This is a genomic window from Pseudomonas sp. ArH3a (genome assembly GCF_022648765.1).
Taxonomy (GTDB): Bacteria; Pseudomonadota; Gammaproteobacteria; order Pseudomonadales; family Pseudomonadaceae; genus Aquipseudomonas.
Window position 1 is genome coordinate 3,738,505 of sequence record NZ_CP080330.1, and the last position, 19,188, is coordinate 3,757,692.

The window sequence follows — 19,188 nt, forward strand, 5'->3', positions numbered from 1 at the left end:
TCTGGCTGACCGCTTCTGCGCCAACACGGCGTCAGGATAGGCATAGCCTGCGTTCTCGTGGTGGATGATCGCCGTGACGAAACCAACCATTATAGCCGGCGGTGACAAATCCACGTCAGCACCACACCGGATGTCGGAAAGGCGAATGGCTAAGGGGCGAATAGTGCGCCGAGCTGAGTGCGCCGAATTAACGGCTTGAGCTGATCCAGATGCGCGAATTGGCCCAGCATTTGATTGCTGGGCCAGAAGGGTGAGTTAAAGCAATACAGTGGAAAGCATGCCCAAAGCGCCCAAGACGAACCCAATGAGTGCGCCTCGCCCTGGTGCTTCATGAAACAGAGACCAGACCACAATGGGCTCCAGAAGCAACAAAGAGGTAACCGAGACCACGGTGACGATCCAGATATCACCGACGGCAACGTATCCAAGCCAATAAGCACCCAGCAGACAAAGCCCTGCAAAACACATAAGTGCAACAGGAAGTACGAACCCTTCCCACGAGCCACTCCCTGTGTGGGCAAGCTTGGCGGTTACTACCTCACTGTAAATCGCACAAAACTCACCGACCACCATTAACCCTAGAGCAGAAACTCCGAGTAGTTCTTTGGACATATCAAAAACTCCTTCGTATTCAACGCACTATTTTTCAGCTCCCAGTTAGCGACACCGCCGCTCAGGAGCTTGTTGCAGTGATACGAAGTAGCCTTGAAAAGGCCTGAATTACCGAAGTGCTTTTCCATGCTCATGTCCTTCAAAGGGTGTGAGTCTTAGCGCCCGAAACGGTGCTTGTTCTGATCATACGTTCCGTGAACCAGTCTGAACAACCTACGTCACGACAGCCTATCGATAACGGCCCGAGCGCCTGGCCCTCCCCGGCATCAGTCATATCGCAGTGTGATCTGAAACATAGGCCGAAAGGTTCCCCGGGCAGCCGGTATGCCGGATTAAGTCAGGGCAGACACACCCCGATGCGGACGAAATCGCGGCCCACAATCAACCTGGCCACGAGCCCAGCTTAAAAACCGGGATTCGAGAACTGGATATAAGTGCTAAAGCTTGCAAGAACCACCCAGAAAATCACAAAAAGCCATGGGGTTCTCATAGAAAACTGAAGGGATTTTATATACCCCTTTTGACTGGATTACGCTTCGCAGAACAGGGGCGAATCATCATAGTTAAGCCCCATTGCAGGCTCGCTGCGCAACAGATTGCTTTGCTTGAAATGCCACTGATCAATTATTGCGTAAGCAGCTCGAATCCCTGGCCATGCATTCAGCGAACTCACAACCCCGAGTAACGCCAATAGCAATGGCACAACCAACGTAAAGATGTTGCCCCATTGCGGGTTGAGATTGGCCATTGAGGATGCAAACGCAATCACCAAAAACGATTGCGCCGTCAGATTCGCATTTGTTCGATTCGATAGCAGAGTGGTTTCGTACTGAATTTCTCGGCGATAGAAATCGAGACGGTCTTTCGCAGTGCCGAATACAAATGCCTCAGCGGGAAGAGGCTCATGCGTACTGGTCTCATAGGTAATGATCTTAGACACAGTCGCTCACCAAATATGGATTAATTAATTTAGAAACCCATGGACGTGAGTAGTTCATTACATCCAAAAACGCCCCCGCTTTTATTACGTCAGCACTCACAAAGTGCCACTTTATCGATCCTTGATTGGTGAATTTATACGGGTTATCGAGGGCAATGGGCCGAGCTTTAGGAGGCCGACATGCAGGACCCTACAAGCCAGGTGCTTCAGCACCCTCACCTAACAGAGGATGGATCATGACTACGTCACAGCACTCGGCACAACCGGTAAACCTGGCGCAAAAGGTATTCGTCGTTGCCTGAGTGATTCAAGTGGAGTTGCTATGGAGGGCAGATCTAAGACTCCTCCTTCGGCCAGAAGCGGTCATTCAGGTTGGGCGTCATCCGGATTGATTTTGTCTTCGACGTCAAATCTACTCAACAATGCGGCTCCATCCGAAACACCAAGAATCTGATCAATTGCGGCTATTTTTTGGGTCGCACAGTCGAGTTGAAAGTCAGCATTGCTGTATGTAGCCTCCGCCTCATTATGGAGTGCATAGGCCATATGGGCCGCAACACGGACGCTCATTGGAGCATCTACATCACTTCCCAGATAATCTGCAAGCAACGTCCTGATCTCTATCAGTGCAAGCGCGAGTAGCCTGGTTTGAGCAGTCTGCATAAAGGTATCCCGGGTATTACAACGAATTTGCGAACGGATTTCGCGAGATTACATAAACTTTCAGACTGTCAAAAGCGAAAGACCGTTAAGGGTCGATTCCGGTCTGTTTCGACTGACTGGTTTGGGTCGATTGCTGCCTGTCGTAAGGGGCAGCAAACGAATATTGTCATCCATCCTGTAGAGCAGCACCTGCCAGCCACATCAGGAACGCGCTCACATGTACTTGTCGCTCCCGCCCTGGCACGCACACCGCAATGTAACGCGGACCAAGCAGGCTGACTTCTGGCCTATAGGCCACTAATTCTCCATGCCTGAGGCTGTCGGCTACCAGTACATTGCTTGCCAGCACCAGCCCATGACCCGCGATTGCAGCACTCAAAGCAAAATGCTCATCGTCGAACTCACGCATCTGCGCCGTTTCAAGCCAGGCCTGGCATTCTGCGGCCGCGCACCAGCTCTCCCAGTTTATTGAAAATGCTCCCGGAATTTTCCAGTGTAGGTTGATCAGTTCGATCTGATTTACGTTCAGCGAGGCCACCAGACCGGGGGCGCCGTAAACCGAGAACTGCTCGTTCATTAGCTCCTGACAGAACAACTTCGGGTCATCGCGGCTGACCGAGCGAATAGCAAGATCGACACTGGAATCACGCAGCAGATCGACTAGTTCGTTACGTGTATCGACCCGCACATTGAATTGCGGAAAGCTCCGATAGAAACTACCCAGCCGTGGAATCAGCCAGGCTGCGGCCAAGCCCGGCGTAGTGGAAATGGTCAGGGTTTGGGGAACAGTGTCCGGATAGAAGGCCTCCAGGCTGCTGCGAATGTCTAATAATGCGCGATGAGTCTGGCGATATAGCAACTCACCCTCTTCGGTCAATGCCACACCTTGTCCAGATCGTTTAAACAGCGGCGCTCCGAGGCGGGTTTCCAACGTCTTGACCTGGTGGGAAATGGCCGCGGGGGTGACAGAGAGTTCCTCTGCTGCCGCTTTAAAGCTACCCAGTCGCGCAGCCGCCTCGAAGGTGCGCAACGCGTTAAGCGGAAGAGTCGAAAACACACATGGTTCCCTAGGTGAATTGAATTAATGTGTATTCAATTTATCTCATTTTTCCTGGTGTGTACGGAGCGATACCGTCGCGGGTATTCGATCTACTCAACCTTCGGAAAACACCATGCAAGGACCTTCGCGAAAAATTCTTCAAGCCATCCTCTATGAATCAATCGCTGTTGCGGTGCTGTCGCCCAGCATCTCGTTGATATACGACGAAGGCCTGGCTCATGCGGGTGCGCTGTCGTTGATGTTGTCTGTATGCGCGCTGCTGTGGAACGTGCTGTTTAACTACGTTTTTGAATTCTGGGAAGCGCATCAGCCGCAGCGTACTCGCACGTTGGGTAGGCGCTTGCTCCACTCACTGGGTTTTGAGGGTGGGCTAGTTCTACTGTTGGTACCACTGGTGGCATGGTGGCTGGAGATTTCTTGGTGGGCTGCACTGATCACCGACCTAGGGCTGTTCGTTTTCTTCTTCTTTTACGCGCTGGCGTTTCAATGGGTCTTCGATAGGATATTTGATGTACCAAACTCCGCGAAGGCGGAGGTTTCGGTTAACCCATAATCCGCCCGGAATCCGATTAGCCTACCTACAGCAGCACTAGGATTTGTACATGAAAAACACCACCAAAGCGATTGAGAACTACATCTTTGGCAAGGACGGAAATCGGCCCGACTTGTTGCGCCATGCTTTCAGTCTAGACGCAACTCTTAACGTGTTAGTGAAGACGAGCAGCATCCGATTTCCTCCCAACGTCCAGGGGCGCGAAGATATTGCTGAAGTACTGGTACGCGGCTTTAGCCTGCAATATGAGAACATTTATACATTCTGCTTCGGTGACCCTCCAAAGCCCGGAGCAAATGTTCATAAGTGCAAATGGCTGGTTGGCATGTCAACAAAAGCGACTGGAGAGTTACGCGTAGGTTGCGGGGAATATCATTGGGTCTTTTCACCGCAAAGCGGCCTGGCCATTCAACTGTCCATTGTTATCGAACACATGTTGGAGTGTCCTTCCCAGCATATGCGCAAAATAATGGATTGGCTTCAAGGTCGCAGCTATCCATGGTGTGAATCTACCGACATGCTTGATTCGGCACCGCCGCTCACTTGCCTCCAGCCGGTTCTTGCCTACGTTGCTGCATAACCCCTATCGATTTAAACGTACGCGTTTGGCAGTTAGTGGATGCTCAGGCTCCTCGGTCTCGAGCACAATCCCACGTCCAATCGAGGAGAGGCATACCGATAATGGCGTCTTGAATTTCCCGAAAAAGCGGGGTTGCGGACGCGATGACCAAATCGCAGGCAATAAAAAACCCCGTAGACGTTAATCTACGGGGTTTCTAAGAGTGGAGGCCGAGGTCGGAATCGAACCGGCGTAGGCGGATTTGCAATCCGTTAATCATCTGCCAATTTGCTGAGCCAAAAGGGCGAAACACCTGTTTCCATTGGCTTTCACCTAATAACGCATCATCTGCATTCATGTCTATTTGGGACATCTAGTGTCCCAGGATTGTCCCACGCCTAAAACTGCCCTCCTCACCCCCGGCGTCCGGCCGACGAACACCAAATCCAAACCGTAGGCATCACCAGGAATAATTTCCGGAATATTTTGCGTCGATTTTGTCGTGAGCAGCCAACTTGCGATTTTGCGCAGGTTGACAGATCGGGCGAATCGCCATGAAGCCCCGTTGACAAACTGCGGAATCAGCCATGTTGATTTTCACACCCACGAATGTAGGTCAGCGATTGATCGCCCTAACGTACGATTGACAGGCATGCAACGCGATCACGGCGTTATCCCCGTCGTCGGTGATGGCGATAATTCTTTGAGCATGCGCTGGGTCAAGTTGGGCTCTACGGGCTGCATGAACCAAGCCGACGGTGCCGGCGGCGGCAGGCACGTTGCAACCACTGGCTGGATCCGTGGCGTCGAGAAGGACTGACAACCGCAACTCAGTAGTAGCAAGGTGGTCACGCAGAAGAGCCTGGTTGCGCTGAGCATCGGATAATTCCTTGGTGTGTTGTTGGTCCAGGGTGGCGAGCTGCCGCTCGGTGGCCAGCCGCTTGTCCTGCTCGGCGGCCTGCTGACGCCAGGCCTCGCCGGTGATTGCGTCCAGGTCTTTCTGGTGCGCAATGCGCTGCTCCGCGATCTGCTCGGCGAGCTTCTTGCCCAGGCGCCAATCCTGAACCTGCCAGGTCACGCCGCAGACGCCGGCCATCAGCACCAGAACCAGCACAGCCAGACCGACCAGCTTCTGCACCGGCGTCATGCCAGCGCCCGCCGCACGCCTTCAGCCAGAACGGCGGCGGGATAGGCATACCCCGCGTTTTCATGATGGATGATCGCCTTGACGAAACCGGACATCACCAAGGGCTGCGAAAGGTCCACCTCGGCGCCCGGGCGGGTCCCGGTGTTCGCCTCAACCGCGCGCACATAGGCGGCCGTGTCGTTCTCCACCGATGGCGCCCAGCGGCTGATGATGGCCTTGACCGTCTTCAGCCCATGCTTACGCTGGTAGGTCAGCAGCGCCTTACCCAAGGCGCGGATACCGTTCTCAGGCGTGTCGAACCGGGCAAAGCGCTTCTCAATAGCTAGGTCTGGCTTGAGTTGACCCTTCCAGTCGTTGGCCGGGTTGTAGTCAATATTTCCAGGGTTGTTGTTCCGCACCCCTCGAGTTTCTGTGGTCGGCATACTTTTCTCCAGGCGAAAAAAAACCGCACAAGGCGGCCGTGGTGTGCTGTTGCTGATCAGGAATCGGTAGTGTCATCGGTCGCTGGAAGCGGGAAGCGCGCCTTGATGGCTGCAACCGACGCAAACCACTTCGCATAGTCCGGTTCACGGCCCTGGCTCATTGCGTCGTAGTCAGCCTCCAGGCGAAGCGGATCAGATTCGGCCAGGTACGCGGCCCGGCGAGAAGCCAAAACAGCCTCAAGCGTTGCCCGGCGGTCTTCTTTCTCGCGCTGCTCGACAGTCACCATCTTGCTGAAATCAATGTTTTTCATTGGGGAAGACTCACGTTTCCGTCAGGCGGGCTGACGATATCGGCGGGGAATTTTGCTGCCTCGGTTGCATCAGGGCCGTAAGGCAAAAGCAGCGTAACAATCAGCTCGCCATTTTTTCGCGTGACATCGCCTACGACAAACTCGCACTCAACTGCCGAAGCCGGCAAAACAGCGCCCTCTGGCAGCTCTCGAAAATCGAAGCGCTCTCCATTGATGGTCAGCACATCACTTCGTTTGCTGACTGTAAGTTCATCGTCTCTGCGCTGTGGTGAAAACTTTATAATCATCAGAACCACCTCCCCACTGCTACAACATCAATGTAACCCGCCCCGTAGGAGCCAGCGGACAGCATCCGATAGTTACCCCAGCTAGTTTGCGAAGGCGTGCTGTAGCAAGACGACCACATCGCATTGACTGTGCCAGAGGCGATGTACCCGGAATGGACAATCTTGGGGATCTCGGTAAAGGATGCTGGGAACGGGCCTGCGCCGAAAGCACCGCTGCCGTAAATCGCCCCGATTGCGTTGCTTGAAGCGTCCGTCGTTATGCGCTTCCAGCAGATCTGAGTGCCGTCAGCTAGTCGGACATAGTCACCGTTTGCGTTCGAGCCTCGCTCAACCAAGTTCTTTCCGTTTAGCTGAATCCCCCCGGGAACGTTGAGGACGCCCTCATAAGACAACGTCGTGATCGGGCCGCTTTCCGTATTGTTGCTGTTAACACTGCGAAAGCTGAAACCCCCAAGGCCCCCGCCTCGGTTTACGATGAAGTTCGCGGACCCCGACGCACTCTCACCATTCCATCCCACATATAAACCGTTTATACCGAACCCTGTTGCGCTCCCCCTTATCCCAAGGTTTGCAAGCAATAGCGCCGCGCTGGCATCTTTAAGCCCAAGGCTCGACTGCGCGCCAGATGCGCTGTTGCTGCCGGTGCCGCCCTTGACCACGGGCAGAATGTCGTAGTTGCCAGTGGTACCCAGCGCCGCCAGCTTCGCCCCAAACTGATTGTTCAGCGCATTGAAGGCGTCAGAAAGCATCTTGTCGTAGCCCTGCACGGGCATGATGGCGTACGCCGCGCCACTGACTGTCGGACCTTTGTAAGGCGGCAGGATCGATATCACCGTGGAGCTTGCGACGTTCGCCAGCTCGTACGTCGCCCCGTCTGGGCCAACAAATGAATCGCCATTCCGGCTGCTGGCGGCGAAATCTACGTTCGTGCCGACGACAGTGTTGCTGCCATTCTGCACTGCAACTGTCCCTGCTCTTTGCCAAACCATATTTTTCTCCAGGCAATAAAAACCCGCTCAAGTTTTGAGTGCGCGCCCAGTCTATGAAACTGGTTTTGCAAATAATAATGGTAGAAAAAAACTGCTACCGTTGTAATCGCCGATATTCTGCAGCAAAACCAAAACCCTGTTATTTGCATAGTCCCAGGAGCAGCTCAGCTTAGAGTAAGTGCTGCCTCCCGGAAGGTCCATAGCGATTGTGTTTATCAGCATATAGTCGCCACTACTTAGTGGGGCGGTGGTAGACCAATTAAACGACCACCTACCTACGGAAGTGTTTGTAGCCCCTAGAAAACTCCAGCCGGCAACTACACTCGTAAACTGCGCACAGGGTGTACCGCTATCAAATAAAAGTTTCGAACTGCCATCCCATAGCCGCATACCATAAGTCTCGGTTTCTCGAGCCTGGTAGGCTGCTAGGAAATAAGTACCCGCAATGCCGGTAGATGAGGAGTTTACCCAGCCCGTCCAGTTTCCAGGTGATCCGGTAATTCTAATCCACTGAAATACCGCGTTGCTGTCCGGCCTTACAAAAATCAACGGCGGCTCAGCCGAGGTTATAGGATAGGGAAAAGTTGCACTCCCTACGTACCTTGCAGAGAAAAGCACTACGAGCCTAGAAAACTCAGAGTCAAGAGTCACGACATCTGAGTTATTGGTAAATCTTAATCCATAGGACATTACCTATACCTCAACACTAATAATCTTTGTGGAGATACTCCTAATCTCCCATCGGGCATATTGCGATTTCCAAACCACACAATTACCCCACCCGAGACAACTTGAGCATCGTACTGAGAGACATTGGCGTCTTGCCCATTCGAGCTACCGCTCCAAGAGCCAGTGCTTGGTAGACAGATTGCCGCACATGATGCTGGTGTAGCGCCAGGTATGGAGATGAACCTACTTCTTGCCTCCCCTGCTACTTTTTGAACTACTGCTGAATAAATCACGCGAACGGTGAATGAGTTTTCATCCAGCTGTAGTACACCGTTCGCCCCCCACACCCTCATGCCTGCACTCATTCGGTCAGATCTCCGATTTGAACGCGCTTGACGTTGTTCACGTCCCAAAAACGCATCGATCTGTTCGTCATCATGGATCGCCCTTGACCGGGGACAATCCCGTTGATTTCGAACGTTCCGTCTTTCTTGAGAATCCACCCCTGCTGACCGGCGATATAGTTGGTGGAGCTGATGTACTCGCCGATCTTGGCGTTGGTGATCGTGCCGTCTTGGATAAACGCCGAACTGACAAACGTCTGGCCGCCAGATACCGAGAACGGCGACACAGGAGTGCCGTTGTTCAAGTTCAGCAACATGAATGTGTCAGCCCTGACCACGAACTGCGAAGACACCCCGGATGGATCGACCTGCAGGCCCAGGCCGAACGACGCCCCATATTTCTGCCCGCCCGCCGTGGTTTCCATCTTCACCGACCAAATGGTCGCCAGGTCACCATTGGTTTTTGCAAGCGCTGATGCCGTCTGCTGAATATCAGCCTTGTTTGTGGCGACGCCATCTTTAGCTGTAGCCACCTCCGCATTGACTTGGCTGATTTGCTGGGCTGAAGCCTGCTTGTTGTTGGCTACCGTGCTTTCCAGAAGCGTCACATTGGCGGCGTTTTGGTTGACCTTGGCATCCACGGTTGTGAGGCGCTGTGCCGATGCTTCTTCGTTTGAGGCGATGACCTTTTCTTGAGTAGCAATTGCTGCAGTGCTGGCCCAGCCTTTCAACGCATCTGCCTTCGCACCGCTACCACTGTCATCCCGAGTAGCTGCGCGCAGCACATTCAGCGTTGAGCCTTGCGCAGTAACCTTACCGTCAACGGTTTCGATGCTGGTTTTGTTCAGTGCGACCTGTTGCGCCAATGCGCCGACAGAGCCAACCGTCTGCCCCACGTCCAGCCAGTAGGTAGCGTTCGGTGGTGGCTTGTTGGCCGGCACGCTGGCAATGGCCTGATAAAGCCGCGGGCCCTGGCGCACGGTGTCGCCAGCGACATAGGTTTTCGCAGCGTCGTACAGCAGGATGTCGTCAAGCGCGTCGATTTGATCCTGCAGGCCGGGGATCTTCTCGATGTCGCTGAGCAGATCCTCGCCAAGCTCGGTCTTGGTGATCTTGCCGGTGAGCAGTTCAAGGATTGGGCTGGCTTCTGAGCTGGCCTGCCCCATGACGCCGCCCACTACGGGATAGAACGGCCCGATGTTGCCGGTGCGGTCCACAAGCCGCGCCCAGAAGAACAGCGTTGCACCTGCCTGTAGCTGCTGCATGCGGTAGTCGGCCTGCGGGTATGACAGGTCGGCCAGCTTGGTAGAGGCTCCAAGATCGTTCGCAGGCCCATACCAGACTTCTGTGCGCTGGGTGTCCTCTGCACCTGGTGGGAAGCCCCACTTGATGCTGATGCCGAACAGCTCGCTGGTGGTGCGCAGGTATGCCACCGCCGGCGGAAGGCCGGTTTTGCCTTCGAGGTTGGTCAGGTTGGAGCTTTTCCAGATGGAAGAGATCTCGAAGGCGCTCACTGACCGAACCCGCGCCAGATAGGAGCCCGAGTAGATGCCGGTAATATCCACGCTGGTGGAGCCGGTGCGCTGCACCTTGATCCAGTTGCCGCTGTCCTTGCGCCACTCCACGTCATAGGCGACCGCGCCAGCAACAGCGGGCCACGAGATGTTCATAGTGCTGATGGCCAGGCCTTGGTCGATCGACACGCTCGACGTGATGGTCACGCTTGCCGGCGGCGGCACCACGGTGATCGGGATAACGCTGATCGGCCGTTCTTCCTGGCGCGCGCCAGTGTCGATGCTGGCGAACTTGCCAGGCTCGTATTGCAAGGCGCTGATGTCGTAATCGCCTTCTGGTGTCCGTGCAGTCCTCATCACTCTATATAGAGGGATGGCCAGGTCGTCAGCGTCGATTGCCCACTGAAGCTGTGCCGCAGGCGCCTCGCTATAGGCAACGGTCACGATTATGTTGCGACCGCTCACGCTTTCGACTGTGCGGCCTTCTGCACGACCGCCTGGAAGGTTGATAACCAGCCGGTCGCCGGCCTTGGCCAAGGTGTCGCGGTCCAGGGTGATTACCTTTCCCGCCGCCGCGGCAATGCGCCCGCCGATCTCCCGGCCCGCCAGCAGCGAGTCGGCCACGGGGATAATGAACCCTGGCAGCGGGATACGGCCTTCCATGCCGGTCCTGAAGCTGATGGTGCGGTCCTGGTTATTGCTCAGCACCAGCCATTTGGCGCGGCGCTGGGCTTCAGATGCCCGGGTGCAGCCGATGGCACTGATTTCGGTCGGCTTGTCGCCAAGGCGGCGCTGGAGCGGCAGGTCGGAATACACCGTGACGTCGGTGTCGTAGTTGTTCAGTGGGTTGTCGTAGCTGACGAGGCAGCGCGTGAAGCGTGTCTTGGCCGACGCACTGCCGTAGGAGATCTTGCCGTCGATGACGTTGGACCGGGTGAAGACGTAGTCGATGTCCTGCGAGCGCGGCATATCGGCCTGCATGACCAATTGGCCCTGGGCCCAGTACGTCATGCCTCGGTAAATGCCGGCGATGTCGCGCAGCAGGGACCAAGCGTCGGCCTTACCCTGCAGGTTCATGTCGCACAGGAAGCGCGGCTCAACGCCGTCGGCGCCATTCGGCACCCACTGGTCGCAGTACTGCGCGATGCGGTACAGCTCCCATTTGTCCACCATCCACGGCTTGATGCGGCGGCCTAGGCCAAAACGGTCCTGGGTGCATATGCCGTAGGTGACCCATGCCGGGTTGTTGGTCCATGCCTCCTTCATGGTGCCGTCCCAGGCGCCGGAGTAGGTGCGGGCCACCGGGTCGTAGTTGCTCGGCACCTGCCAGCGGCGCGCCTTGCACTTCACGGTGACAGCCGGGATGTTGGTGAACTGCTCGGCGTCGAACTCAACGAATAGAAGCGCGGTATTTGGGTAGCGCAGCTTGGCATCAATAACCTGCGTGTAGCCGGCGATGAACAGGCTGTCATTAACCCTATCGGTATTCTGGTTTGGTGTAATGCGGCGAACGCGAATCAGCCAGCCACTGGTTGCCGGCGGCAAATCAATGCGCAAGGATCGCTCGTAGCGGGTGGTGGTTTTGCCCGACATTGCCCCGACCAGCACCTCCTGATACGCGCCGCCGTCGGTCGCCACGTCCACCGCGTACTGGATGGTGTAGCCGTTGATGTTGCCTTCACTGTCCTGGCTCGCAAGTCGCGGCGTGGCCAGGCGGATGCGTGCTGCCGACAGCTGAAGATTGGTCAGCGACTGAACCCACGGCGTGCCGCTGCGCAGCTCTACATTCAGTGAGGTTTCGTTGTCGACAGACGGAATGCCTGGTATGTAAGTCTGCTCTACCGAGCCCGGGCGCCAGTCCCACTTGACGTTAGTGAAGTTGAAATTGCCGCTGGCATCCTGGATCGGCGTGTTGTCGAGGTAGATGTCGCGCGCGGTTGGTGTCCCGTCGAATTCACCCTCGCCTACGGCGATCAGGATCTTGGCCACGTTGGTGGAGCGCAGGCTATCGGGTGACTCTACAGGCGATTTTGGCTTGCTCTCGCCACCCTTGGCACCGTGAATATCCAGCTTCTGTGCTGCGCCCATGACTTTTCTCCAGGCAATAAAAAACCGCCTCTTGGGCGGTTTGCTCGATGCGTTATGGTTATGTTTTGTCTTCGGCGTAGATCGATGCCGAGATAATCGCCCCACCCCACCTGCGCTCGCCGATGCAGATAGGGACAGGGTTGCCGCTGGCCGTGGTGTTCTTTGCGCTACCGAATGCATAGCTCGGCATGTTTTCCGGCGATGCGCTCTGCTTGAGGCCGGACGCCTGCGGGCTGAGCATCTGGATCACGCCGCCCGCCAGGAGACCTACACCGAGCTGAACGGCCCAGGCCTGACCGAAATATGTGCCAGCGACAATAAGTACGGCGCCGATAATTGACTGTATCAGCCCCCCGCGCTTGCGCCCCTCTATGACCGGAACAATCCTGATCTCCTTGGTACCGCCCATGCCAAACGCTTCCGCCCCGACGTTTTTACGGTTGCGGAAGATGGCGAAGCGAAGGCCCAGGCGATCAAGACGGCGGATCTCGGCTTCGAATCCGTCAATCGTGGCCTTCAACGCCCGGAAAACTTCCCAGGTATCGCCAGAGTCAACCTGGCGCCGGTGCAGCCTGCCGAACTTCTGGGCCAGTGATCCCGACAGCTTGATGGTGGTCATTGGCGAATAAACGATGGCGCTCATCGGGCCTCCTTGTGTCGAAGAATTAAGCGGGTGCGTTGCAGCCACGGACCGCCGTAGACGATCACCTCCGACGGCCGGCCATACAAGTGATGTAGCACGAAGGGGCCCGGGCCGAACACGCCGGAGTCCTCGCCAGGCAGTGCCGGGTCAGTGCCCAGGTAGATACCGGCATGGTTGGGGTGAGCCGTGCGGCCTACCTCCATCACGATCATGTCGCCTCGCCGCGGGCTGTCGACCTGCTCGAATCCGGCGGCAGCGTAGTTCGCCTCATACAGGCTTGCACTCTCCGGACTCTCCCACCAGCCATCGGCGCGCTGGAAGGCTTCGAACTCAAGTCCCCACTCGCGCTGATACCAATCGGCGCAGACCTGCCAGCAGTCCCAGGCGCCGTGCACGAATGGTCGCTTGAGCAGCGGCGTGCTACCGGTCGGCGTGATGGTGCGAAGGTCGCCTTCGGGCCAGGACATGATGTGCCAAGGCAAAGCCGTGGCCTCACACATGGCGAGGTCGCGCGATGACGGGCGGCTGGTGGCGTCCGGGTGCGAGTGCACGATGCCGATCACCTCGCCCACGTCTTCCGCCGCAGCGTAGTCCTCAGGCTCAAGCCGGAACTCTTCGTTTGGCTCGGTGGCGATGTTCCGGCACGGGAAGTATTTCTGCGCCCGGCCCACGGCCAGCAACAGGCCGCAGCACTCGGCCGGATAGCACTGCTCTGCATGCGCCTGGATGGCTGCAATGATGTGTTTGCGCATGCTTAGCTCCGGGCAATAAGTGAAACAGCAGGAAATCCACCGAAGGATGCGGGATTGCCTACGCCGAAGCGCGGGTCGCATCCCTTGCCAAGCGTGCCGTCGCACTCGTCGAGTTCAGGGTTATCCGTGAGGTTGCCGTCTTTGTCGCGGTAAGGGCCGGTATAGCCACAGTTTTCTCCTCTGTAACCACCAGTGAGGCACCAGTGGCACAGCGTCGTCATCTGCCGACCGATCGTTTCACCACCAACGTCGCCAGGGCTGGCCAACTCCCAGCTCACGGTCTTGCCGTCCTCGCCCGTCTTCTGGTCGATGTACCAGACCTCGATTGTCTCTTGGGTCGGATCTGCAGTTGGGTTTCCGTCCGGGAAGTTCTCGGCATCGAGATAGGCGCCCAGCGTGTTGCGCATCGTAAGCTTGAACTCGAGCAGGTCGTCGAAAGCAAGACAAAGCGCCGTTATGCGCCCGTTGACGTTGCCAACAGATAGCGATGGTCGAACTGCCGTACCATCTGAATTCGACTCAATGCCGTCGATTTGCATTGGCCAGGCCCCGTATTCATTGCCCTGAAACCAAATTGCTTTCGCTGGCAGCTGATCTGCGTTAACGCCTGCGGCCATAAGCTCTTCCGCCGTATGCGGGACGGCATGGCCATGAAAGCGCAGCACGTCCGCACCGTAATCCGAGCCGTCCAGCTCGAACAGGATTATCTCGCTGCCAGGCTGCAATGTCTGAATGTCTTTAATCAGCGCCACAGGCACCTCACGGATGGAATGATTGTTTGAACTTGGCAGTGAGGGTGTAGTAGTCGCCGCCGCCGCCACTAACGTTTACGCCGCTCCCCAAGTACATCCCGAGGACGCCAAGAGGGGGCGTCCATAGGAATGACTTGGCGCCAGCGTGAAGATCAAGAAACGCCTTCACGGCCTCGATCTTTACACTGTTTCCATTAATGGAAATGCTCCACTCGCTAGACACATTGTTAAGTCCGTCTGCCGTTACTTGCTCGTACCCATCAGCGAACTTGCTTGAACGAGTGGCGTAGCTGGTAGAGCCGGATGACTGCGAGTTAACGCACCATGCAAATGTCTCGATAGCCATTACGCCCTCCCATTGATAACCCGGTGAATTGAGCCGCCAGGCCTGAGCGCGTTCGTGATCGCCTTTTGAGCTTCAGTCTTGGCGGCTTCCTGAATCCCTCGCCCGATCTGCTCAGAGTCTTGTTGGCTGGCATTGCCCCCGGCAGCGCCAGATGCATCAACCTGTACACTGATAGGGAAGTTGTAGATGTTCCCGCCGCTGGGGCCCGAAGATCCGCTACCGCTACCAACGTAGCCGCCGCTGGCATACCCCTTTGTGGATGCGTTCATCCGCTCAAGGAATTCGCGAGTGCCAGGCTGGCTGACCGCCTCCTTTTTGACAACGAATTCGCCGCCGTGCACTACGCCCTTCGGCTCGAACTTACCGCCATCACCGGTATAGCCGCCGTCGGAGAATCCGAACTTCGAGGTGTACCCTGCAGCAGACGCACCGAGGCTCGACGAGGCAGCGCCTGCGGAACCGGCGGCAAGGCCATTGCCTGCAGCAGATGCACCAGCACCAGCGAAACTGCTGAGCAGCGTGCTGAAGATGCCAACCGCCGCCTGACGTACCTGGATGCGGATCAGATCAGCAATGATGCCGTCAGCCAGATCCTTGAACGAAAGCTTGCCGGTCTTCACAAAGTTTACGATCGAGTCCTCCATGTTGCTGAAGGCGTTTGTGAAAAGCGATTTGCTCTGGCCCGCCACGTCAGCAGCTTGCTCGGCATAGTTCTGAAATGCTGATCTCGCTCCGTTCGACCAATCTGCCCGAGCCTTGTCCACTTTGGCCCAGCCATTCACCATGATTTCGACCTGACGCGGGAACAGTTCATTGGTGATATCGATCTGGTCCTGCAGATCCTTGCGCTGTTGGTCAGTTGATGCTCTGGCAAGCTTGGTGCGCAGATCGAGTATTCGGTCGTTGTGATCGCTCTCCAGTTTCAGCCGATCCGAAGCTCTTTGTGCCTCTTCCGAACCCTGACCAATAGCAGCTGCTGCTTGATTGGCTGCGTCCTGCTGGCTCTGAAGCTGCTTCATTACCTGAAGTCGATACTGCTCGGCCTGGCTTAGCTCGCCACTTTTTGCGATGGCTGCGGCGTAATCTTTGGACGCTTGGCCCAGCGCTGCACCGTATTGCTCCTGCGTGATCTTCCCCTTGGAAAGCGCAAGCTGAAGCTTTTGCTGAGCCTCGGTCAGATCTCGAACAGCCTGAGCTGCCGGGTCTGCCTTTTTGTAGAGAGCATCGAATGCGCTCATCGCGGCGTTAAGCTCGCCTTTATCGCTCGGGCCTTTTGGTGTTTTGGTCGGCTTGTTTGGCGTGGTGCCTGCTATAACTTGTGCTGCCGCCTCATCAGCCAACTGCTGCGGAGTTTTGCGCGGAACAACTGGCGCAGTACCTCCATTGGTCAGCAGCCCATAACCACCAAGGCTCTGCTTTGCAACTGGCTTGGTCAGCAGTGATGCATAGGAGGCCGCCGCGACCTTCTCTATAGCTGTGATCTGACGCTTCGAGCTGTCCTCGGCAGATTTCGCCGTTTCTGCATCAGCCTTTTTCTTGGCTGCTGCGAGATCTTCTACGGCCTGCATAGCGGTGTAGCTCGCCACCAGCAGAGCCTTTAGGCGCTCCTGCTCAGCCTTGTTGTTCTCCTTGACCGCGTCTTGATACTTGTTGAGCAGGTCAGTCTGCTCGGCGATGGCTTTTGCTTGAGCCTGCTGCGCAGCGTTGGCACCCATCTTGATGGCGGTGTATGCCGCCTCTGCAGCAGCGTTTGCGCCAACCAGGTCGCGGGTCTTGGTCAGCTGCTCAATGTACTTGTCCCAGGCGGCAGCACCCGCGGCTTGCTTGTCACTTGCGGCTGCTTGGGACGCAGCCATGGATTTTGAGGCCGAGGACACCCCATCTGATGCATTCTTGCTCCGCTCAAGCAGCTTCGCGTAGTCGTCGGCCTTTTTGCTATTTGACACATACTCAGACCCTTGCCGCTCAAGCTCCTTCGTGTAGCGTGGTGCAAGCTCGGTGTTTGTTAGCGTCCACTCAGTCAGAGAGTCCAAGCTCCGCTGTCCACTCTTGACCTCTTCGAAAAGCTTTTTGAACTCAGAAGAAGTTCCCTTCGTCGTGGCTCCGAGCTGGATGAACCCAGCAATCGCCCCGTTGAAGTAATCCTTAAGGGCCTGATCAGCCGCGCCGGCGGAATCGCGCTGGGAATCCATCCATTGCGAGGCCATGTACCTCTTCTGTTCAGCAGCCAGATTTCTGAACTTTTCAATCGTCTCATCAATCGTCAGGCCTTGATCGATCAGCGACTGAGTGCCTGAGTCTGCGGAATCCTTGAAATAAATGTAGGCGGCAGCGGCAGCTGACAGAGCAAGAGTGAACAGGCCAAGCGGTCCGCCAACTGCTGCCATAGCGACGCCGCGAGCAGCAGCCCCTCGCGTCAGCGCTGCCGAGAGATTGTTTTCTACGACAGTCTGCGCCGCTTTCGCCTCGGTCACTGCCAGTGTTGCTACCCTGTTAGCGCTTAATGCGGCGATCTGCGCCTCTAGCGCGAATGTCTCAGCATTGGTTCCTCTAGTCGCCAGCAACTCGACGTTTGCCCGTGCTAGCTTGGCCCCTGTCATTTGCTGTTCAGCAAGGGCGCGGCGCGTCACAATTTGAGCCGCTTGAGTATCAGCTACTGCGGCTAGCCTAGCTGTCTCAACCTGACGAATAGATGCAGCATAATCAGATAGCCGCGCCCCGGTAGATAATGCGAGAGCGCTGACTAGCTTAACCCCGACGCTTGTTGCGTACGCCCCAGTGATAGCCATCAGAGCATCGACATTTGTCGCGACTGCTTTGAGGCCGTCACCACCTACGGAAACGATACCGCCAATACCCGTGGCGATTGTCTGTATGCCAGAAATTACCTTTGGGTCTGCCAGCGAATTGGCCAGCGCATCGACCGTACTGATCAGCGGGCTGATATCGATCTGGCCGACGGCCGCGAGGAAGTTGTTTTTCAGCGCCGTCGATGCCTTCTCAAACCGGCGCGGCATGCGCTCAAGCTCCGAGTTCAATGATGTCAGCGACTTGAGCAGGGCATTGGTGACTACCTCGGCCGTGATCTGGCCATTGGCGGCCATCTGGCGAATCTGGCCGTTGGTAACGCCCAAGTACTCAGAAAGGGCGCGAGTGATACGTGGCCCCTGCTCCATAACAGAGTTCAGTTCCTCGCCGCGCAGCGTGCCCGATGCCAGGCCTTGAGACAGCTGGATCGCGGCGTTTGAAGCCTCCTGCATGGTTGCGCCGGAGATAACGAACGCCTTGTTGATGGCATCGGTAACTCCCAACAGTTGCTCGGTGGTGTAGCCGGCGCCCTTGGTTGCGTTGGCAAGCCGGGTATACAGCGACACGGTGGATTCAAGAGAGCTGCCGGTGTTGTTCGCCATCGTCAGAAGCTTCTGAAACGAATCAGCCGCTACCGAATTTGATGAGCTAACGAGAGCCAGAGAGCCCTGCATGGACTTGAAGGCATCAGTCAGGCGGATGATCTCACCAACCACTCGGCCCGCTCCAAGGGCTGCGAATGCTGCGCCAGCCGCCTTGGCTGCCGTACCTGCACCCCTCATCGAGTCGGATGCCTGATCGCCGACCACCACAAGGTTATTGAGGGTAATGCGAAGCTGCTCGCCATTCCGCTGAGCCTGCCGCGAATCGATGATGATATCTAAGCGGCTGGATTGCTGAGCCATGACTTTTCTCCAGGCAATAAAAAACCCGCTCGGAGGCGGGCTCATGATTTCTTAAATTATTTGGCTTCAGCTTCTGACTTTAAGGGCCTTGCGGATCTCGGCCTCGCGTATTTGCTCGTCAACCTCTGCCTGAATTAAATCCTCACTCGCTTTGGCTTTCGCAGTGGCGCGCGCCCTGGCGTCAATAATTTCCTGCTCTGATCGTTTTTGAGCTGCGAGCTGCGCGTCTTGAGACCGCATTTTAGCGTCTCGATCACTTCTTATCTTCGCCTCCAGTTTATCTCGGCGCGGACAAACCACTAAAAAGAAATACCCGGCATAAATAACGATGGCCAGCACAGCGGCAGCAATGATGGCAACAAGAAGCGCGCTATAGGCTATGGCGCCTACTGTGACAATCCCAACAAGCCATGGCGCAACGGCTATCGCAATGATGGCGAGCAAAATGACGATTAGAATCTGCATAGCACCTCCCTGATAGATACCGTCAATCTACCATCAACCGATGGGGCCGCCAAAAAAAACCGGTGCGGGCGTGCCTTATCGCTATCCCTTCATTCCATGATTAGATACCAACCCACGACAAGCCAAGGAGATAGGTATGGAATTGTTTTCACTCAGCGCTGATTAACTGTTAAGAAGCCGCAGCGCTACGGCTTGTTCTTTTCAGCCCATCTCTCCCGGAATTCGTCATCGATGGCAAATATCACCGCATCAAACTCGTCGCGGGAATATCGCTCGCCGTAGGCCGCCAGGTAGTCGCTCAAGTCGCGAACAGAGAGCGGGGCTGGAACGCCATTCATACCTACATACTGCCTGCCACG

At 56.2% G+C, this 19,188-nt stretch carries 18 protein-coding genes and 1 pseudogene; 2 read left to right on the plus strand and 17 right to left on the minus strand.

The features are described 5' to 3' along the window. Positions 1–255: 255 nt before the first annotated feature. The 4 genes and pseudogenes from K0P33_RS16900 to K0P33_RS16915 all read right to left on the minus strand — a co-directional run bounded on the left by K0P33_RS16900 (position 256) and on the right by K0P33_RS16915 (position 3,272). A complete protein-coding gene (locus K0P33_RS16900; protein ID WP_242156065.1) occupies positions 256–573 on the minus strand; it encodes a hypothetical protein in 318 nt (105 codons plus the stop codon). A 442-nt stretch (positions 574–1,015) separates the two neighbouring features. Then, positions 1,016–1,552: pseudogene (locus tag K0P33_RS16905) on the minus strand (hypothetical protein). A gap of 363 nt (positions 1,553–1,915) precedes the next feature. Next, positions 1,916–2,215, minus strand: coding sequence for a hypothetical protein (locus tag K0P33_RS16910; protein ID WP_242149735.1), 300 nt, complete (start codon positions 2,213–2,215; stop codon positions 1,916–1,918). 166 nt (positions 2,216–2,381) lie between these two features. Beyond that, positions 2,382–3,272, minus strand: a complete 891-nt coding sequence (locus K0P33_RS16915; RefSeq protein WP_242149738.1) for a LysR substrate-binding domain-containing protein — start codon at positions 3,270–3,272, stop codon at positions 2,382–2,384. 115 nt (positions 3,273–3,387) lie between these two features. Between K0P33_RS16915 and K0P33_RS16920 the strand changes: the two genes are divergently transcribed. Both K0P33_RS16920 and K0P33_RS16925 read left to right on the plus strand, forming a co-directional pair. Continuing rightward, the gene (locus K0P33_RS16920; protein ID WP_242149742.1) at positions 3,388–3,828 is read left to right on the plus strand and encodes a PACE efflux transporter; all 441 of its coding nucleotides are present in this window, start codon (positions 3,388–3,390) and stop codon (positions 3,826–3,828) included. A 49-nt stretch (positions 3,829–3,877) separates the two neighbouring features. Next, positions 3,878–4,408 (plus strand): hypothetical protein, encoded by a 531-nt coding sequence (locus K0P33_RS16925; RefSeq protein ID WP_242149746.1) that lies wholly within the window; start codon positions 3,878–3,880, stop codon positions 4,406–4,408. 595 nt (positions 4,409–5,003) lie between these two features. Here the strand turns inward: K0P33_RS16925 and K0P33_RS16930 are convergent. From K0P33_RS16930 to K0P33_RS16990, 13 genes are all read right to left on the minus strand, one after another. Beyond that, positions 5,004–5,534 (minus strand): lysis system i-spanin subunit Rz, encoded by a 531-nt coding sequence (locus K0P33_RS16930; protein WP_242149749.1) that lies wholly within the window; start codon positions 5,532–5,534, stop codon positions 5,004–5,006. Then, entirely contained in the window at positions 5,531–5,956 is a 426-nt protein-coding gene (locus tag K0P33_RS16935; RefSeq protein ID WP_242149751.1) for a structural protein, read from the minus strand. The genes K0P33_RS16930 and K0P33_RS16935 overlap by 4 nt, the downstream gene beginning before the upstream one ends. 56 nt (positions 5,957–6,012) lie before the next feature. After that, positions 6,013–6,267, minus strand: a complete 255-nt coding sequence (locus K0P33_RS16940) for a hypothetical protein (RefSeq protein WP_242149755.1) — start codon at positions 6,265–6,267, stop codon at positions 6,013–6,015. Beyond that, the gene (locus K0P33_RS16945; protein ID WP_242149758.1) at positions 6,264–6,554 is read right to left on the minus strand and encodes a hypothetical protein; all 291 of its coding nucleotides are present in this window, start codon (positions 6,552–6,554) and stop codon (positions 6,264–6,266) included. The genes K0P33_RS16940 and K0P33_RS16945 overlap by 4 nt, the downstream gene beginning before the upstream one ends. Beyond that, entirely contained in the window at positions 6,554–7,513 is a 960-nt protein-coding gene (locus K0P33_RS16950; RefSeq protein WP_242149761.1) for a phage tail protein, read from the minus strand. Before K0P33_RS16950 ends, K0P33_RS16945 begins: the two co-directional genes overlap by 1 nt. Before the next feature lie 1,060 nt (positions 7,514–8,573). Beyond that, complete coding sequence (locus tag K0P33_RS16955; protein WP_242149763.1) at positions 8,574–12,158, minus strand: DUF1983 domain-containing protein; 3,585 nt, start codon at positions 12,156–12,158, stop codon at positions 8,574–8,576. A 58-nt stretch (positions 12,159–12,216) separates the two neighbouring features. Beyond that, positions 12,217–12,801: a tail assembly protein gene (locus K0P33_RS16960; protein WP_242149766.1), complete on the minus strand. Its 585-nt coding sequence runs from the start codon at positions 12,799–12,801 to the stop codon at positions 12,217–12,219. Beyond that, positions 12,798–13,553, minus strand: a complete 756-nt coding sequence (locus K0P33_RS16965; protein WP_242149769.1) for a C40 family peptidase — start codon at positions 13,551–13,553, stop codon at positions 12,798–12,800. Before K0P33_RS16965 ends, K0P33_RS16960 begins: the two co-directional genes overlap by 4 nt. A 2-nt stretch (positions 13,554–13,555) precedes the next feature. After that, the gene (locus K0P33_RS16970) at positions 13,556–14,305 is read right to left on the minus strand and encodes a phage minor tail protein L (protein ID WP_242149772.1); all 750 of its coding nucleotides are present in this window, start codon (positions 14,303–14,305) and stop codon (positions 13,556–13,558) included. A gap of 7 nt (positions 14,306–14,312) precedes the next feature. Further along, the gene (locus K0P33_RS16975; protein WP_242149776.1) at positions 14,313–14,651 is read right to left on the minus strand and encodes a phage tail protein; all 339 of its coding nucleotides are present in this window, start codon (positions 14,649–14,651) and stop codon (positions 14,313–14,315) included. Next, the gene (locus tag K0P33_RS16980) at positions 14,651–18,364 is read right to left on the minus strand and encodes a phage tail tape measure protein (RefSeq protein ID WP_242149779.1); all 3,714 of its coding nucleotides are present in this window, start codon (positions 18,362–18,364) and stop codon (positions 14,651–14,653) included. Before K0P33_RS16980 ends, K0P33_RS16975 begins: the two co-directional genes overlap by 1 nt. A 66-nt stretch (positions 18,365–18,430) precedes the next feature. Beyond that, the gene (locus tag K0P33_RS16985; protein WP_242149782.1) at positions 18,431–18,829 is read right to left on the minus strand and encodes a hypothetical protein; all 399 of its coding nucleotides are present in this window, start codon (positions 18,827–18,829) and stop codon (positions 18,431–18,433) included. A 185-nt stretch (positions 18,830–19,014) separates the two neighbouring features. Further along, positions 19,015–19,167: a hypothetical protein gene (locus tag K0P33_RS16990; protein WP_242149785.1), complete on the minus strand. Its 153-nt coding sequence runs from the start codon at positions 19,165–19,167 to the stop codon at positions 19,015–19,017. Positions 19,168–19,188: the final 21 nt, after the last annotated feature.

Excerpts from the sequence above, each read along its gene's own strand:
- K0P33_RS16900 (WP_242156065.1), bottom strand. The coding sequence starts at position 573 with ATGGTGGTCGGTGAGTTTTGTGCGATTTACAGTGAGGTAGTAACCGCC.
- K0P33_RS16930 (WP_242149749.1), bottom strand. The coding sequence starts at position 5,534 with ATGACGCCGGTGCAGAAGCTGGTCGGTCTGGCTGTGCTGGTTCTGGTG.
- K0P33_RS16975 (WP_242149776.1), bottom strand. The coding sequence starts at position 14,651 with ATGGCTATCGAGACATTTGCATGGTGCGTTAACTCGCAGTCATCCGGC.
- K0P33_RS16985 (WP_242149782.1), bottom strand. The coding sequence starts at position 18,829 with ATGCAGATTCTAATCGTCATTTTGCTCGCCATCATTGCGATAGCCGTT.
- K0P33_RS16920 (WP_242149742.1), top strand. The coding sequence starts at position 3,388 with ATGCAAGGACCTTCGCGAAAAATTCTTCAAGCCATCCTCTATGAATCA.
- K0P33_RS16965 (WP_242149769.1), bottom strand. The coding sequence starts at position 13,553 with ATGCGCAAACACATCATTGCAGCCATCCAGGCGCATGCAGAGCAGTGC.
- K0P33_RS16960 (WP_242149766.1), bottom strand. The coding sequence starts at position 12,801 with ATGAGCGCCATCGTTTATTCGCCAATGACCACCATCAAGCTGTCGGGA.
- K0P33_RS16955 (WP_242149763.1), bottom strand. The coding sequence starts at position 12,158 with ATGGGCGCAGCACAGAAGCTGGATATTCACGGTGCCAAGGGTGGCGAG.
- K0P33_RS16935 (WP_242149751.1), bottom strand. The coding sequence starts at position 5,956 with ATGCCGACCACAGAAACTCGAGGGGTGCGGAACAACAACCCTGGAAAT.
- K0P33_RS16990 (WP_242149785.1), bottom strand. The coding sequence starts at position 19,167 with ATGAATGGCGTTCCAGCCCCGCTCTCTGTTCGCGACTTGAGCGACTAC.
- K0P33_RS16925 (WP_242149746.1), top strand. The coding sequence starts at position 3,878 with ATGAAAAACACCACCAAAGCGATTGAGAACTACATCTTTGGCAAGGAC.
- K0P33_RS16940 (WP_242149755.1), bottom strand. The coding sequence starts at position 6,267 with ATGAAAAACATTGATTTCAGCAAGATGGTGACTGTCGAGCAGCGCGAG.
- K0P33_RS16910 (WP_242149735.1), bottom strand. The coding sequence starts at position 2,215 with ATGCAGACTGCTCAAACCAGGCTACTCGCGCTTGCACTGATAGAGATC.
- K0P33_RS16980 (WP_242149779.1), bottom strand. The coding sequence starts at position 18,364 with ATGGCTCAGCAATCCAGCCGCTTAGATATCATCATCGATTCGCGGCAG.
- K0P33_RS16945 (WP_242149758.1), bottom strand. The coding sequence starts at position 6,554 with ATGATTATAAAGTTTTCACCACAGCGCAGAGACGATGAACTTACAGTC.